The following is a 16,050-nucleotide window of genomic DNA, read 5'->3' on the forward strand; positions in this document are numbered from 1 at the left end:
ATGCTTATGCCGATAAGGCAACCAGCTGGCTAATTGCGCCACGACGCCACTACTTAAATTCTGTAAATTCAAAGCAATACCGGATATCCATAACAATAGGGAAATCAGATTAAATCCCAACAGCACTGCAAGTAACCAATAAATATTCAGCGTGGAAGACTCGCTCACTGCCTGGCTCGCTGCCAGGCCGCCCAAAATCACTGCTATGATCAAACCTATTCGACGCGCACGAACAAACTGTTGACTCGGCTGCCGCAACTTATCTGCCAGCGCATTCTCGTAAATCAAATGATGAGCGCGAATCTTCAGCTGATGAATGAATTCAGGATAACTGAAATCACTGCTTGCAGAACTCGGTATATTCTTGATGCTGGTATAGGATAGTTCTTCTGCTTTGATCGATTCGATCTTGCGTAATTGCTCAATCCGCACCAAATCAGAAAAGGTATATTTTTTTACTGACATTGCGCGATCCATTTTGAGCAAATAACAATCAAAGAGTTACGGTTTATGGTTAATGAGCGACTCATGAGTGTCCAAGAAATATCAACCTAAATTCTCAGCATGCTGTAAAACAGGCTAAAATCGATCATCACATCATTCAATATAGTGACAGGAAGTTTCTATGAAGCCGGTTGCAATTTTTAGACATATACCCATCGAAGGGCCGGGCTATTTTGCCACATTTCTCGACAACAATCATATTCCTTGGCGCCTGATTAAAATCGACGCTGGAGAAAAACCGCCAGCCTGTATCGATGCATTCAGTGGTTTAGTGTTTATGGGCGGGCCCATGAGCGTCAACGATGATTTACCCTGGATCGATTCGTCGCTTACACTGATTCGACAGGCAGCTGCCGTGGATATGCCGGTATTGGGTCACTGTTTGGGTGGGCAATTGATGGCCAAGGCACTGGGAGGCGTTATCAGCGCCAATCCGGCAAAAGAGATGGGGTGGGGTGAAGTCACCGTACCGGATCATCCGATTGCGCGTGAATGGTTTGGTGATCTAGCCACCTTCAATTCCTTTCATTGGCACGGCGAAGCTTTCAGCCTGCCTCAAGGTGCCACGTGCATCCTATCCAGCCAGTATTGTGAAAACCAGGCTTTTGCACTCGACGTGCATTTAGGTATGCAATGCCATGTCGAAATGACAGAACGTTTGGTGCGCGACTGGTGCAGCGTAGCCGCAGAAGAGCTTGCCAGCATCAGCGAGCCATCAGTGCAATCAATGGAAGAGATTGAAAAAGATTTACCTGAGCGGGTGGCAGCGCTAAACATGGTAGCTGAAAGGCTGTACCGGAAATGGATTGTCCATTTGAAATAGCTCGTGGAGCTCGCCTGTTAATCGGGTCATTCTCGACAATGAGAACACTGGCATCAATTGAGAAACGAATGCATAACTTGCAGCAAGGAAATTCCATTCGCTTTTTTTACTGCCTTTCTGATCAACTATCTGCGTTTCAACAGGTAATGTTACTATAGTGGTTTTAATAATTTTCGAAGGATTGGTACTATCATGTTTTCGCAGAAACACACTATAGAAAATGTCGACCCGGATTTATGGCGAGCAATTAAAGGCGAGGTACAACGCCAAGAAGAGTATATCGAATTAATTGCATCGGAAAATTATGCTAGCCCCGCTGTCATGCAAGCCCAGGGCTCCGTTCTGACCAACAAGTACGCCGAAGGTTATCCAGGCAAGCGCTATTATGGCGGTTGCTTGTATGCAGATCAAGTTGAACAACTCGCGATTGATCGATTAAAAGCGCTCTTTGGCGCTGAGTATGTGAATGTGCAACCACACTCGGGTTCCCAAGCCAATACAGCAGTTTACCTCTCAGTGCTAAAGCCAGGCGATACTTTGCTTGGCATGTCGCTAGCGCATGGGGGTCATTTAACCCATGGTTCTAGCGTGAGCATGAGCGGAAAGATTTTTAATTCGATTTCTTATGGATTGGTTCCGGAAACCGAATTGCTTGATTATGATGAGGTCGAGAAATTAGCCCATGAACATAAACCCAAAATGATCGTAGCGGGTGCCTCTGCTTATGCACGAGTGATAGACTGGAAGCGTTTTCGGAAAATAGCCGATGCTGTTGGCGCGTATTTGTTGGTGGATATGGCACACTATGCTGGGTTGGTAGCAGCGGGCTTTTATCCAAACCCAGTTGGAATCGCTGATTTTGTCACAAGCACTACGCACAAAACCTTGCGCGGCCCACGAGGAGGGGTCATTATGGCCAAACCTGAGTATGAGAAAGCATTGAATTCTGCAATCTTCCCACAAACTCAAGGCGGTCCATTAATGCATGTAATTGCAGCCAAAGCTGTTTCATTTAAGGAGGCTGCGAGCAAGGAATTTAAAGATTATCAGGAACAGGTAATTGATAACGCTAGGGTCATGGCTAAGGTGTTAACCAATCGTGGATTACGGATTGTATCTGGCCAGACCGATTGTCATTTATTCTTGGTTGACTTGCGCGCGATGAACTTAACTGGCAAACAAGCAGAAGAATCGCTTGAAATGGCGCATATCACGGTTAACAAAAATGCTATCCCCAATGATCCGCAGAAACCCTTTGTTACCAGTGGCATTCGCATCGGATCGCCTGCAATAACCACTCGAGGCTTCAAAGAACTGGAATCGGAGCAATTGGCTAATCTGATAGCAGACGTTCTGGCTGCACCTGAAGACTCGGGAGTCATAGCACGTGTAGCTACCGAGGCAAAACGATTATGTGCAAAATTTCCGGTGTATGGATAACACCAAAACTGACACATGACTTGAGTTTATGATTACAGATCATGATTAAATATGAAGTGTCCTTTTTGTAATACCGATGACACCAATGTCATAGACTCGCGTGTAAGCGAGGATGGTCAAAAAATTCGCCGTCGTCGACGCTGTTTGGCTTGCGATAAGCGCTTTACAACCTATGAGACGATTGAGCTGCGTTTACCTCAGGTCGTGAAACATGATGGTACTCGTGCGGAATTTGATCGCAACAAATTGTTAACGGGCTTTAAAAGAGCGCTTCACAAACGTCCAGTTCCAACCAGTTATGTTGATGCGGCAATTGATCGTATTGTACAAAAATTCCTGGCCAAGGGTGAACGCGAAGTTTCATCACGCAGTATTGGCGAAAGCGTGATGGAAGAACTTTATAAACTCGATAAAGTAGCGTATATCCGATTTGCGTCTGTTTATAAAAGCTTTCAGGACGTGGATGATTTTCGTGATGCGATAAAGGAAGTGCAATAGCCGGGGCAACCATTGCAACGGGAGAAAGTATCCCGAATACGTCAGAAAGTCTCTGATGATTTTCGGGTTTTTTAAGCTGGACTTTCCTATCATTTATCTTACCAGAGGGATATTCTAGATGTTTTCTTCCGCCGATTACGCTTTCATGTCACATGCACTGCGGCTGGCAGAAAAGGGACTCTACAGTACAACACCCAATCCTCGTGTAGGATGCGTACTCACGCTACATGATCAAATCGTAGGTAGCGGCTGGCACGAAAAGGCGGGGCAGCCGCATGCAGAAATTAATGCACTAGCCTCAGCCTCAGAAAAGACGCGTGGCGCAACAGCCTATATCACATTGGAGCCTTGCAGTCATTATGGACGGACGCCGCCCTGTGTTAACGCTTTAATTGACGCTGGAATTGCCAAGGCCATAATAGCCATGGAAGATCCCAATCCAATGGTATGCGGACGTGGCTGCGCACTCCTGGAGCAAGCGGGAATCACCGTGCAAAAAGGCTTATTGCAGACACAAGCACAAGCACTCAATGCGGGGTTTATAACTCGCATGACCGATAAGAGACCGTGGATCAGGCTGAAAACTGCTGCCAGCCTGGATGGCAAAACCGCACTGAACAACGGAATCAGCCAATGGATTACCGACGAAGCCGCACGACATGACGGTCATCGATGGCGCGCACGCTCATGTGCTATCGTAGCAGGCATTGGTACCGTAAAGTCCGATAATCCACAGCTGTCAGTTCGGCATGTTGAGACAGCGCGCCAGCCCAAAAAAGTTATTGTAGACAGCCGGTTGACTATCCCGCTGGATGCGAAATTGCTTCAGGGGGGCGACGAAATATTAATTTTTACCGCACATGATGGGAATATTGAGAAAAAAAAAGCGCTTAGTGGAATGGGCGCTCAAGTTATTGTTATACCCAATGCGGAAGACTCAGTTGATCTGAGGAGAATGATGACTATTTTAGCTGAGTTGGAAATAAATGAAGTGCTGGTGGAGGCTGGGCGTGAATTGAATGGCGCATTGATTGAAGCTGGATTGGTTGATGAAATGATTTTTTATCTTGCGCCACACTTGCTGGGTGATGATGCGCGAGGGATGATTAAACTGCCTGAATTAACATGTCTTGAACAAAGAAAAGAACTTAAAATTCAGGATGTACGCATGATTGGACAAGATATCCGAATCATCGCAAGATTTCCATCAAGCCTGAGCTTATCGTAGATTTACTCTCGCAAGGGTCTTTTGGCAAGTTTGCGTTGCAGCGTGCGCCGATGCATATTCAATATTCTTGCTGTCACCGAGATATTATTGTCGTTCTCGGCAAGAATACGTTGAATATATTCCCACTCTAATCGACCCACTGATAAAGGGTTCGCACTGATCGGTGTATCAGACTCCCCAACTGTACGTTCAAAAGCTGCCATGATTTGATCCGCATCGACAGGCTTTGCAAGATAATGGGTGGCGCCAAGTTTAATTGCTTCAACAGCTGTGGCGATGCTGGCATAGCCTGTTAGCATAACAATACGGGTACCAGGATCCAAAGCTCTTAATCTTTCAACCAATACCAATCCTGATTCGCTGGATAGTTTTAGATCAACAATGGCATATTCGGGTGTCGACTGTTCAGCTAGATTTAGAGCATCTTCAATGGCATGCGCGCATGTTACGAAAAAACCGCGCTTCCTCATGGCCTTTGCTAGCACTTCACAAAAAATAGTATCGTCATCAACGATCAATAAACTGGGATCTTCGGTACTGTCAATTAATAAAGACTCGATCATGCAATTGATCCTATCAATGGTAAAACGACTTGTGTGCAGGCCCCGCCATTTTCAAGATTAAACAAACGAACGCTACCTCCAAATCGTTCTATATTGGCATTAGCCAGAAACAAGCCGATGCCAAAACCCTGTCCCGGTGCTTTACTGGAAAAGAAAGCTTCACCAGCACGCTGCAATGCCTCTGCTGACAACCCTTTGCCGTCATCAATAATCTCCAGGTGCAACTCTTGATTATCCCAATGGCTGCTGATTTCAATACGTTCTGAAGATGCATCTGCGGCATTATTCAGCAGATTGAGTATAGATTGGTTCAATAATTGATTATCCATAATTCGAGGTACGGGTTGTGTGCTTGTACTTTGATACGTGAATTTAACAGAGGGCCGTATCAACTTCCATTTATCCAATATTTGACGGAGAAATTCGTCAACAGCAAGCTCGCTACCATGCTCAGCTCTTGTTTGACCTGCTTTTGCCAGCAAATGAGTCAAAGTCTGCTTGCAATGAACTATCTGATCCCGCAGTATATGAATATTGTTTTGGAATTCTGTATCATGCGTATATTCTTGCTGTAATTCACCGGTTACTACTGCCATCGTCGAGAGCGGCGTGCCTAGCTCGTGAGCGGCACCTGCGGCCAGTGTTCCTAATGCGATGATTTGCTCATTGCGCAAGGCATGTTCACGTGCTTTGGCAAGATCGCGGTCCCGATCACGGATGGAAGAACTCATTCTAACGACAAACCAGGCAATGATTACTGTACTTAATACAAATGCCAGCCACATTCCAGATACATGCAATGCAAACTCAATAAGATGATTGCTATGCTCGTGCGGGAGAGGTATATAAACGAATAACAGCAGCGTATAACAAGCAATTGTAATAACAGCCATAATCCATGTATAGCGCCAAGGCAGTGTGGCGGCTGCGATGGTTAGGGGTAGCAAGAATAATGAAATAAATGGATTGGTTGACCCGCCACTGAAATACAGCAAAGCACTCAGTGCCAGAACATCAATCAACAATTGAAAAAAGAATTCCAAGTGAGAAACTGGCCATTTACGATGTAATCGTATCCATGTAAGCAGATTTATTACTGCGAGTAATATCACGACGACAATCATGGGTAGCCAGGGAATTACAATATCAATGCTCCAGTACACGATGGTAAAGGTGAGGCATTGGGCAAATATAGCGATATTTCGAAGCAGAAATAATCGGTGTAAGTTTTTGCTAAGTGGTGATTGACTGAGATCACTGAACATGATGCATGTATAGGATGAATTTTTGACTTGTTTAACAATAGAACATTAGCTGAAATTCCCTAAAATAGCTATGTGACAAATTGTCTCAGGTTAGTTTAAGTAGAAATTTGAACACATACTGAAATCATGGTAACCAATGGTTTTTTCGGTTAAAATCTTCGGTCACCTATCTTGCGCTTGAAAATTAGCATTATCTTTCTAAAATTACTTTATGATTCTTATTCTTGTTCCCAATACCCGACCTGAAAGCCCGGAATATAAACAGTTGATGGCGCATCTAGCCAACTTCACGGGGATATCAACACGCGTTCATACCGAAGTCGGCATTGAGCAAACACTAACAGAGATATATTTAATCGGTAACACCAAAGTATTATCCATTGAAGATGTGAGTTGCTTGCCTTGTGTTGATAGCGTTGTACGCGTATCCGAAGAATATCGCGTTTTAGGTCGACATAAAAATGACGATCGCGCAACTTACTTTGAATATAACGGTGTTCGTTTTGGGCAAGACACGCTAAACGTGTTTGCCGGTCTATGCGCCGTCGACACCATTGAACATGTTGAAATGATGATGAAGGCATTGCGTGAGCATGGTCAGGTTTGTACGCGTATGGGTGCTTATAAACCACGTACCAGTCCATATGCTTTTCAGGGTCACGGAAAGACCTGTTTACCTTATGTATTTGATATGGCGGGAAAATATGGAATAAAAGTGATTGCCATGGAGATTACGCACGAGTCTCATTTAGAAGAGATACGTAACGCGCTTTACCAGACAGGCAGTGCAACCGGCGTTATGCTGCAGATAGGTACAAGGAATACACAAAATTTTGAATTATTAAAAATCGTTGGTCGCCAGCAGAATTTTCCAGTATTGATCAAACGAGGCTTTGGCATTACTTTGGATGAATCTTTGAATGCTGCAGAGTATTTAGCTTCGGAAGGAAATCGAAAAGTAATTTTCGGTTTACGTGGCATGAAAACAAACATGGGTGACCCGCATCGTAATTTTGTCGATTTCTCACATGTGCCGGCGGTCAAGCGCTTGACACGCATGCCGGTCTGTATAGATCCCTCACATTCAGTGGGAACACGCGCAAGCTCGCCGGAGGGCATATTGGACATTATGCATGTGACTGCACAAGGCATCGTTGCAGGCGCCAATATGGTACTGGTGGATTTTCACCCGGCACCCAGTAACGCATTGGTAGATGGCCCACAAGCATTACTGATCAAAGAATTACCGCAATTTCTTGAGGATATCCAAATCGCTCGTGAAGCTTATGAAAAACGTACCCTACTGGCTGAACGTTATCGAGAAATATAAAATCCCAGCGTAATTTATAAGCTGATAAGTTTTGTTATTTATAATAATTTATCTATTACTGACTGAGTGCAAACATAATATCCATTGTTGGAGAATAAAAAATGATCAAAGTACTACTCTCAAATCCAAGAGGTTTTTGTGCCGGTGTAGACCGCGCGATCGAGATTGTAGAAAGAGCGCTTACAATGCATGGCGCACCGATTTATGTGCGTCATGAGGTGGTGCATAATCGATTTGTGGTAGAAAACCTGGAGAAAAAAGGCGCAGTTTTTGTGGAAAACTTGGATGAGGTGCCACAAGATAGCATTCTAATTTTTAGTGCACATGGCGTTTCTCATGCGGTCCGCCGGGAAGCAGCTGATCGTAAATTGAAGGTATTTGACGCAACTTGTCCGCTGGTTACCAAGGTTCATGTCGAAGTAGGTAAGATGCGTAAAGATGGCAAGGAGATCATTATGATCGGTCATCAAGGTCATCCTGAGGTTGAAGGTACCATGGGGCAGATTGAAGGTGAAGACAAGGGAATGTATCTGGTAGAAACAGAGATGGATGTTGAGGTTTTAACGGTTAAAGATGAGACAAATCTGGCTTATGTAACTCAAACCACATTATCTGTCGACGATGCTGCACGCATTGTCGATGCCCTAAAAAAACGCTTCCCGATGATTACCGGCCCTAAAAAAGACGATATCTGCTATGCCACGCAAAACCGTCAAGATGCTGTTAAAAAGATGGTCAACCAATGTGATTTAGTTATCGTGGTTGGTTCTCCCAATAGTTCAAACTCAAATCGGCTTTGTGAAGTGGCGAGAAATGCCAATGTGGAATCTTATATGGTAGATCGTGCCGAGCAGTTGCAAGAAGCATGGTTCATCGGAAAGAAAGTTATTGGCATTACGGCCGGAGCTTCTGCACCTGAAATTCTAGTACAACAAGTGATATCCAGACTCAAACAAATAGGTGCCGATCAAATTGGTGAGGATGTAATGATAGAAGAGTTAAGTGGTGTTGTAGAGTCGGTTGTATTCCCATTACCCAAGGCCTAAATGAACGTTAGTTAATTCCCCATCCTGCTTGGTACGGAGAGGTATCGAATGGTTGTGTAGCGCCCGTCATCTCATTGACTAGAATCTCGGCGCTAGCTGGTGCCATCGTCACCCCATAGCGATAGTGTCCGGTATTGATCAGCAAATTACGAATAACCGGATGCCAACCAATCGTAGGGATATTTCTGGATGAAGCAGGACGTAATCCTGACCAGTGTTGCTTAATGGGCATCATTTGAAGTGACGGCAAAATGTCATAGGCGTGTCTTAATAACTGGTTAAATGCTGATACCGTCGTTTGTTTATCAAACCCTACATCCTCGAGTGTACTGCCAATGAGCACATGGCCATCTCGACGAGGTATGATGTAAAAATCATTTTGCACCACAATGTTACTTACCGGCGGTATATTAAATTTAAATAATAACATTTGCCCTTTTATTGGCCTGATATCGAGCTGCAGAGCGTGGACTCCTAATATTTCCTTACTCCAGGCGCCGGCGCTAACAATATAGTAATCAGCAACAAATTCCCCACAAGATGATGTAAGCGACTGTATCTTTTGATGATTAGAATTAAAATAATAGGCCGCACAATTTTCTATGATTCTCCCACCTAACTGTAAAACTCTGCTGATTAATGCACGTAATAGTCTGGGGTTACGCACTTGAGCAATTTTTGGCAGAAATAAAGAACGATCATGTGTTTTCGTTCTATCAGAACCAAAATTTTTTCCGATATAAGAAATATTGGAAACTGTGGGTTGTTCGATTTCAACCCCTCGAACCGCACACCATTGCTTAGCAATTTCTAAATCGTAAGGCGGCAATATCAACATGCCTGATATTTCGTATTCTGGATCTATCCCAGACACCTCCTGCAAAGCTGAAACCCAAGCTGGAAATTGCTTGGCACTGTAGCTGGTAAGTTGTGTGACAAGATCGGAATAATCCCATGGTAAAAGCGGCGATAAAATACCACCACCCGCCCAGGATGATTCTTGTCCTGCTTGATTTCGTTCAAGTATCGTAACATTCGCGCCCTGTGCTAAAAGCCTTTCAGCCGTTGCAAGTCCAATGATGCCCGCACCAACGACAACTATATCCTGCTTCATGATGGAGTAATTATTTGCTCATACTGAAAAATTGCAAAGCTTGGTAAAGGAAACATTATCCCATACCTATCATGTATAGATGCTTTACATTGAATCAACCATCGAAAGATACATAAGATTTCGCTCTAAAAGCTAAAGTTTGTCTAAATTATGGCCGCTAGAATCTAGCCGAAAGATATTAATGAATAAGCTTAGAAGATAAAACAATGAGGGCATGGGATTTCGCGCATGAAAAAAACGCAACTGATTAAACAATTATATCAACATGGTTTCACCTTGATTGAACTACTGGTCACATTGAGCGTGGTCAGTATTTTGTTATCAGTTGCCGTGCCAAGTTTTAGCACATTTCTTCAAAACAATTTACTGACGACACAAAGCAATAGCTTCTATTCGGCATTGGCTTTAGCTAAAAGTGAAGCTGTTCGGCGCAGTAGCCCCGTTTCGCTTTGCCCCAGCACAAATGGTACTAGCTGCACAGGAGGAACAATTTGGTCGAATGGTTGGTTAGTGTTTGCCGATACCAATAACGCTGGTGTAGTTGACGCAGGTGAAGAAATTCTACAGGTTGGGACAACTTTCTCGGGAGGAAATACATTCTCCTCGGGAAAAAACAGAATTACATTTACCGCCAATGGTTATTCAATGGGATTTAACGATACTTTTACACTGTGCGATAGTCGTGGGGGATCGCATTCAAAAGCTATTATCTTAAATAATCAAGGGCGCTTTCGTTCTGAAACAGGTACAGGAACATGCGGATAAATAGGATATTTTCAATAAAAAAGCAAACTCATAGCAATGGCTTTAGCTTAATTGAAGTACTAATTACGGTTCTAATCGTGTCTTTTGGCTTACTAGGTATGGCGGCACTAGTCGTATCCGGTGCGCGCAGTAACAATGTTGCCTATTATCGTTCTGTAGCCAGCAAACAAACAGAGGATATTGCTGATCGTATGCGTGCCAACATAGCAGGTGTAGCCGCAGGAGCATATGATGCACTTTCAGCAAATATTCCCAGCAGCGCGGACTGTGTAGCAAATACCTGTAGTCCGGCACAAATCGCGACTTTTGATCATGCGCTATGGAATACAGCTAACGCCAGATTACTTCCCGGTGGGGTTGGCACTGTAAATGGAAACCTAGTAGTGGGATATTCGATTACTTTGATGTGGACAGAAAAAGAAATGGCAGATGACCCTAACCCTAGTCCTAACTGCCCAGGGGGAACAACAAATACTCAGTGCTTTGTAACAAGGTTTGCACCGTGATGACTACTTCAACAATTCATCAAAATAAATTCGAATCCGAACGAAAAAGTACAACACCAAATTCTCAAGATGGTTTTACTCTGGTTGAGTTGATGGTTGGAATGATAATTGGCTTGGTATTACTACTCGTTATCGGAACTGTTTTCGTCAGTAGCCAGGGAGTTTTTCGCGAACAGGAAGATAATGCCCGGGTTCAAGAAAGCGGGCGTTTCGCATTGGAGATTATTGGACGAAGTATCAAGCAAGCCGGACATGTAGAAATACCATTTACTGGGTTTAAAGTCGAATTTACCGGCACTGCCATTAGCGGCACTAATGGCAGTGCCGGTGTACCCGATACCTTAACGGTGCAATTTGAAGGAGCAATTGGAGACAGTGATTGCGAAGGTACAGTGGCAGGTGTTGCGGGCCAAATCATCCAGAATCATTTTAACATTGATGCGGCCAATGCAGAATTACAGTGTGATGGGCAAATTTCCGATACCCCGCTGGCGCCCGGCGCACCACCAATCGGGCAAGTTTTATTAAGCGATGTAGAAGATCTACAAATTCTTTACGGAGTGGATACGAATAGTGATCAATCCGTTGATCAATATACCGATCTACCAGCCGATTGGGAGCAAGTTATCACAGCGCGTATTTGTGTTTTGATTCGCTCTGAAAAAACAAATGTCGTTTCAGCAGGCAATTATCTCGACTGCAATGGTGCATCAATTGCCATCCCGTCAGATAGGCGATTGAGACGCGCGTTTACATCAACGATTAATTTACGTAACCGCATTAATGATACGCCATGAGTAGGAATTTTTATTATTTTCAGCGGCAAAGTGGTGCTGTCTTTGTAACAGGACTGATTTTTTTGTTGGCTCTATCTCTTCTTGGAATAACAGCCGCGAAAATGGCAACGGTAGAGGAAAGAATGTCAGCCAATATGCGAGATCGCATGCTCGCGATGCAGGCAGCAGAAATGGCTTTGCGCTATGCCGAACATCATATTCGTGACAATGATCCTTCTACAAATTCACCCAAATCGATTGAAGGTATGAGTGAATTTGACACTAGCTGCACAGACGGATTCTGTTATTACGGCGCAGGTGTTGATGCTCCAGCTAAATCCTGGGATACGTACTGTAACCCGGGTTGTCCGATTAATTATGTAGAAGGCAACGTTTTTAGATTTAATGGTGTTCCTTACACAGCACCTGCTCTACCAGTCGGTGTCCCAGCACCTACATATTTGATTGAAGGGATACAGAAAACACCGCCCGGAAATACTTTACGGTACTACTATCGTATTACTGTTCGGGCTCAAGGAGCCAAGCAAGGTACTGTTGTATGGATACAAGAGGTTTTTAGACCATAGTTATAAAAAAATACTGCCAAGGATTTGAAGATCATGAAGAAAAATAATTTATACGGTTTTTTAACATTAACTAAAGTGATGGTTTTCTCGCTCATTCTTTTAACTGGCGGTGTTCAGGCTCTTCCCCCGTTATCGAATACTCCACTCTTCCTAGGTGGAAACATTTCTCCAAATGTAATGTTCACGCTCGATGATTCTGGATCAATGCACTTCGAGATCATGCCGGAGAATTTGATAATTCAAAGTGTACGTTATATGTTTCCTCGCGCGTCAGGTGTTTATGGTGCTGATGATTATAACAATTATGTTGTCGATTTTGATTCAACTAACAAATACACCGCCTCACTGCGCTCCAGTTATGTTAACAAAAATTACTACGACCCCACTGCCAGGTATTTACCCTGGAGTAACGCTGATGGATCGTTGATGAATAATGCTGTCCCAACATGTGCGCACCACAATCCGTTGAATACTGCCGCTGGCTGCCGTAACCTGACAGTTAATAATACGCAAACAGCAACTTGGCTGAAAAATGACGGAACTCTTTCTGGCAGTCAGTCAAAAACTTTTTATCCTGCCGTACACTATCAATATAATAGTGGGAGCATCAATAATGCCGGTAGCTATACAAAAATAGAGATAAAATCATCCACTTCTACCTACTCAAGCGGCCCCAATCGTTCCGATTGTGTTGCAGCGCCCACATGTACTTATAGTGAAGAAATTCAGAATTTTGCCAATTGGTATACGTATTATCGTTCGCGCATTTTACTATCTCGGGCGGGAGTAGGCCGGGCATTTGCAGCGCAAGGAAATACCATGCGAGTTGGCTTTGCAGCTATCAATAAAGGCTCTACAACAATCGATGGTGTAGCAACAACAGTAGTCAAGACTGGTGTAAGGCAATTTACGGGCACGGACAGAACAAATTTCTTTACCAATCTATATGATCATGATATTCCTGCAAAAGGCACACCATTGCGAGAAGCCGTACTCGCGGTCGGCGAGTACTTTAAAAGAACAGACGATAAAGGCCCTTGGGGTCTGACGCCAGGTTCGACTGGTGGCACCCAACACGAATGCCGACAAAATTATAATATTTTGATGACAGATGGATACTGGACAGCGGGCTCTATATCTGGTTTGGATAATTCAGATAATTTGGCTGGTTCTAGTATTACAAATCATTCTTCACCTGCGGTTCCGGCAACATATACATATACTCCTGCACTTCCTTATTCCGATGCTTATAGTGATACATTAGCAGATGCAGCGATGCAATATTGGAAAAATGATTTACGCACAGATTTACCCAACAAAGTACCAACCAATCCTCACGATCCGGCATTTTGGCAACATCTGGTGACCTTTACCGTAGGCTTGGGAGTAACTGGCACGATGACAGAATTACCCTCCGGAACGCAAACCTGGCCAAACCCAACGACCAGTGAGGCAGCCAAAATAGATGACTTATGGCACGCTGCTGTCAATAGTCGGGGAGAATTCTTTAGCGCCGCTGATCCATCTACTTTTGCGGATGCATTAACCAATTCGTTAAGGAGTATCGTGTCCCGAACAGGTTCCGCCTCTGCTGTGGCAGCCAACTCAAATTCATTAATGACAAATGGTCGAGTTTATCAAGCAAAGTTTAATAGTGGCGATTGGAGTGGGCAGTTATTATCGATTCCGCTAAGTTCCACCGGAGTATTCGGTACAGCAGAATGGAACGCTGGGGAAGTCTCACTTGCATCAGGAGCCATTAATCCTGCTTCACGAGTCATAATTACAAAAGGCAGTAATGATGGAGTTTCATTTGAATATGGTAATTTAACCACTGCCCAAAAGGCGTTACTCGATAAGAACGCAGCGGGCACTACTGATAATTGTGGCCCTGAGAGAGTAGCATTTCTGCGGGGAAGTTCAACACGTGAAAGTGCAACTGGAACATTTACATGTTCGAGTTCTACTTCGATCAATAATTTTCGTACTCGCCCTGTTAGCAAGCTAGGTGATATCGTGAATTCTGGTCCGCTCTATGTTGGAAAGCCAAGTGCAGGTTATTCTGATGTGGATCATCCTGGCTATAAATCTTTTCATGCTAGCTATAAGGATCGTGTTCCAATGATTTACGTTGGCGCCAATGATGGGATGCTACATGGGTTTAATGCCTGTATTGCTGGAGTAACAACAGGATGCACTGCAGCAGATGCAGGCAAAGAATTGTTGACTTATATACCAAGCACGGTTTATGAGAATCTAAGTAGAGTGACGGACAAAGATTATACCGCCAATCATCGCTATTTCGTCGATGGGTCTCCGATGACGGGTGATGTTTATTCCAGCTTAACCTCGAGTTGGAGAAGTATCCTTGTTGGTGGGCTGAATGGCGGCGGTCAAGGCTATTATGCATTGGATGTTACAAACCCAGCGGACGCAACAAAATCAGCACCACCCTTTACTGTAGCAAATGCAGCAAATATATTACTATGGGAATTTACCAGTGCTGACGATGCTGACATGGGTTATAGCCATAATTATCCGCAAATTAATTCGTTTACCGGTCAATCAATGCAAATCGTCAAAATGGAGAACAATCAATGGGCTGCAATTGTAGGTAATGGTTATAACAGCACAGGCGGTAAAGCGGTCCTTTATATTTTGTTTATTTCAGGCGGTGAAGATGGTACTTGGACAGTTGGAACGGATTATATTAAATTGATTGCTAGTTCAGGTACAGGAAACGGTCTTTCAACGCCAACCCCATTTGACACAAATGGTAATGGCAAAGCCGATACCATATATGCGGGTGATATCAAAGGAAATTTGTGGAAATTCGATGTAAGCTCTGCTACGCCTTCAAATTGGAAGGTGGCCATCAGTGGAGCACCTTTATTTGTATCCGGCACTTCGAAGCCCATCATTTCTCCACCTTCTGTAAGCTTTCATCCAAAAGGTGGCCAGATGGTTTTATTCGGCACAGGAAAATACTTAGAGACTGCTGATACAACCAGTATAAATGCTCAGACTGTCTATGGCATATGGGATGATAGTAGCGTAGCAACAGTAGCAGCGGGAGCACTTGTACAACAAGTGATAACTGACGGAACAATCAGGACGGCAACGCGAAATTTGGTGTCCTATTCGACCACAATTAAAGGCTGGTATGTAAATCTTCCCGTTAGCGGTGAAAGGATTACAGGTGTACCCAGTTTGGAAGATGGAATCTTGGTATTTACTACTATTATGCCTTCTATATCACCATGCGATTTTGGCGGTCGAGGAGTTGTTAACGCGCTCGATTTCTTAACGGGGGGAATGCTTTCTTTTCCGGCATTTGATACCAACAGAAATCGGGTTCTTGCGCTTGATGACGGGCTATCGGCAGGTATGGATATTGGTTTTGCTGTAGGTGGCGTTACACGGATTAGAGGTCACTCGGATTCTGACACACTTGTGTACTCAACAGCCGACGGTACGCTCTCACAGACAACTACAGCGAAAGGTGCTGCCGGATTACGTGGCAGAATTACGTGGCGAGAGCTTTTGCACTAGAATTAATCGATACCATTGATTCTTGAATTCAAGATGGGCGATATAAGAATTTA

Annotated in this window: 14 protein-coding genes and 1 pseudogene; 11 read left to right on the forward strand and 4 right to left on the reverse strand. The window is 44.0% G+C overall.

What is annotated here, in order from left to right; genetic code table 11:
* Positions 1 to 465, reverse strand: a pseudogene (locus Q0C11_RS05860) (DUF2868 domain-containing protein); the annotation flags it as partial.
* Between the two features lie 160 nt (positions 466 to 625).
* Between Q0C11_RS05860 and Q0C11_RS05865 the strand changes: the two are divergent.
* The 4 genes from Q0C11_RS05865 (at position 626) to ribD (ending at position 4,493) form a co-directional block, all read left to right on the forward strand.
* On the forward strand, positions 626 to 1,327 hold the full coding sequence (locus tag Q0C11_RS05865; RefSeq protein ID WP_293006574.1) for a type 1 glutamine amidotransferase: 702 nt from the start codon (positions 626 to 628) through the stop codon (positions 1,325 to 1,327).
* Between the two features lie 192 nt (positions 1,328 to 1,519).
* Complete coding sequence (glyA, locus tag Q0C11_RS05870) at positions 1,520 to 2,767, forward strand: serine hydroxymethyltransferase (protein ID WP_293006576.1); 1,248 nt, start codon at positions 1,520 to 1,522, stop codon at positions 2,765 to 2,767.
* A 51-nt stretch (positions 2,768 to 2,818) separates the two neighbouring features.
* Positions 2,819 to 3,265: a transcriptional regulator NrdR gene (nrdR, locus tag Q0C11_RS05875; protein ID WP_293006577.1), complete on the forward strand. Its 447-nt coding sequence runs from the start codon at positions 2,819 to 2,821 to the stop codon at positions 3,263 to 3,265.
* Positions 3,266 to 3,383: 118 nt separating this feature from the next.
* Complete coding sequence (gene ribD / locus Q0C11_RS05880; RefSeq protein ID WP_293006579.1) at positions 3,384 to 4,493, forward strand: bifunctional diaminohydroxyphosphoribosylaminopyrimidine deaminase/5-amino-6-(5-phosphoribosylamino)uracil reductase RibD; 1,110 nt, start codon at positions 3,384 to 3,386, stop codon at positions 4,491 to 4,493.
* Between the two features lie 2 nt (positions 4,494 to 4,495).
* Here ribD and Q0C11_RS05885 read toward each other — a convergent pair whose 3' ends face one another.
* Positions 4,496 to 5,056 (reverse strand): response regulator transcription factor, encoded by a 561-nt coding sequence (locus tag Q0C11_RS05885; RefSeq protein ID WP_293006581.1) that lies wholly within the window; start codon positions 5,054 to 5,056, stop codon positions 4,496 to 4,498.
* The gene (locus tag Q0C11_RS05890; RefSeq protein WP_293006583.1) at positions 5,053 to 6,321 is read right to left on the reverse strand and encodes an ATP-binding protein; all 1,269 of its coding nucleotides are present in this window, start codon (positions 6,319 to 6,321) and stop codon (positions 5,053 to 5,055) included. Before Q0C11_RS05890 ends, Q0C11_RS05885 begins: the two co-directional genes overlap by 4 nt.
* A gap of 211 nt (positions 6,322 to 6,532) precedes the next feature.
* Between Q0C11_RS05890 and Q0C11_RS05895 the strand changes: the two genes are divergently transcribed.
* Positions 6,533 to 7,651, forward strand: a complete 1,119-nt coding sequence (locus Q0C11_RS05895) for a 3-deoxy-7-phosphoheptulonate synthase (protein ID WP_293006585.1) — start codon at positions 6,533 to 6,535, stop codon at positions 7,649 to 7,651.
* Between the two features lie 101 nt (positions 7,652 to 7,752).
* Complete coding sequence (gene ispH / locus Q0C11_RS05900) at positions 7,753 to 8,697, forward strand: 4-hydroxy-3-methylbut-2-enyl diphosphate reductase (protein WP_293006587.1); 945 nt, start codon at positions 7,753 to 7,755, stop codon at positions 8,695 to 8,697.
* A gap of 7 nt (positions 8,698 to 8,704) precedes the next feature.
* Here ispH and thiO read toward each other — a convergent pair whose 3' ends face one another.
* A complete protein-coding gene (gene thiO, locus Q0C11_RS05905; RefSeq protein WP_293006589.1) occupies positions 8,705 to 9,811 on the reverse strand; it encodes a glycine oxidase ThiO in 1,107 nt (368 codons plus the stop codon).
* Between the two features lie 228 nt (positions 9,812 to 10,039).
* Here thiO and Q0C11_RS05910 point away from each other — a divergent pair, with 228 nt between their 5' ends.
* The 5 genes from Q0C11_RS05910 to Q0C11_RS05930 are packed head-to-tail and all read left to right on the forward strand — an operon-like array spanning position 10,040 to position 15,997.
* A complete protein-coding gene (locus Q0C11_RS05910; RefSeq protein WP_293006591.1) occupies positions 10,040 to 10,576 on the forward strand; it encodes a Tfp pilus assembly protein FimT/FimU in 537 nt (178 codons plus the stop codon).
* Positions 10,567 to 11,082, forward strand: coding sequence for a type IV pilus modification protein PilV (gene pilV / locus Q0C11_RS05915; protein ID WP_293006593.1), 516 nt, complete (start codon positions 10,567 to 10,569; stop codon positions 11,080 to 11,082). Before Q0C11_RS05910 ends, pilV begins: the two co-directional genes overlap by 10 nt.
* Positions 11,082 to 11,879: a PilW family protein gene (locus Q0C11_RS05920; protein WP_293006595.1), complete on the forward strand. Its 798-nt coding sequence runs from the start codon at positions 11,082 to 11,084 to the stop codon at positions 11,877 to 11,879. Before pilV ends, Q0C11_RS05920 begins: the two co-directional genes overlap by 1 nt.
* Positions 11,876 to 12,445, forward strand: a complete 570-nt coding sequence (locus Q0C11_RS05925) for a PilX N-terminal domain-containing pilus assembly protein (protein ID WP_293006596.1) — start codon at positions 11,876 to 11,878, stop codon at positions 12,443 to 12,445. The genes Q0C11_RS05920 and Q0C11_RS05925 overlap by 4 nt, the downstream gene beginning before the upstream one ends.
* A gap of 33 nt (positions 12,446 to 12,478) precedes the next feature.
* Positions 12,479 to 15,997, forward strand: a complete 3,519-nt coding sequence (locus Q0C11_RS05930) for a PilC/PilY family type IV pilus protein (protein ID WP_293006597.1) — start codon at positions 12,479 to 12,481, stop codon at positions 15,995 to 15,997.
* Positions 15,998 to 16,050 lie beyond the last annotated feature (53 nt).

This window comes from Nitrosomonas sp. (assembly GCF_022842015.1).
Lineage (GTDB): Bacteria > Pseudomonadota > Gammaproteobacteria > Burkholderiales > Nitrosomonadaceae > Nitrosomonas.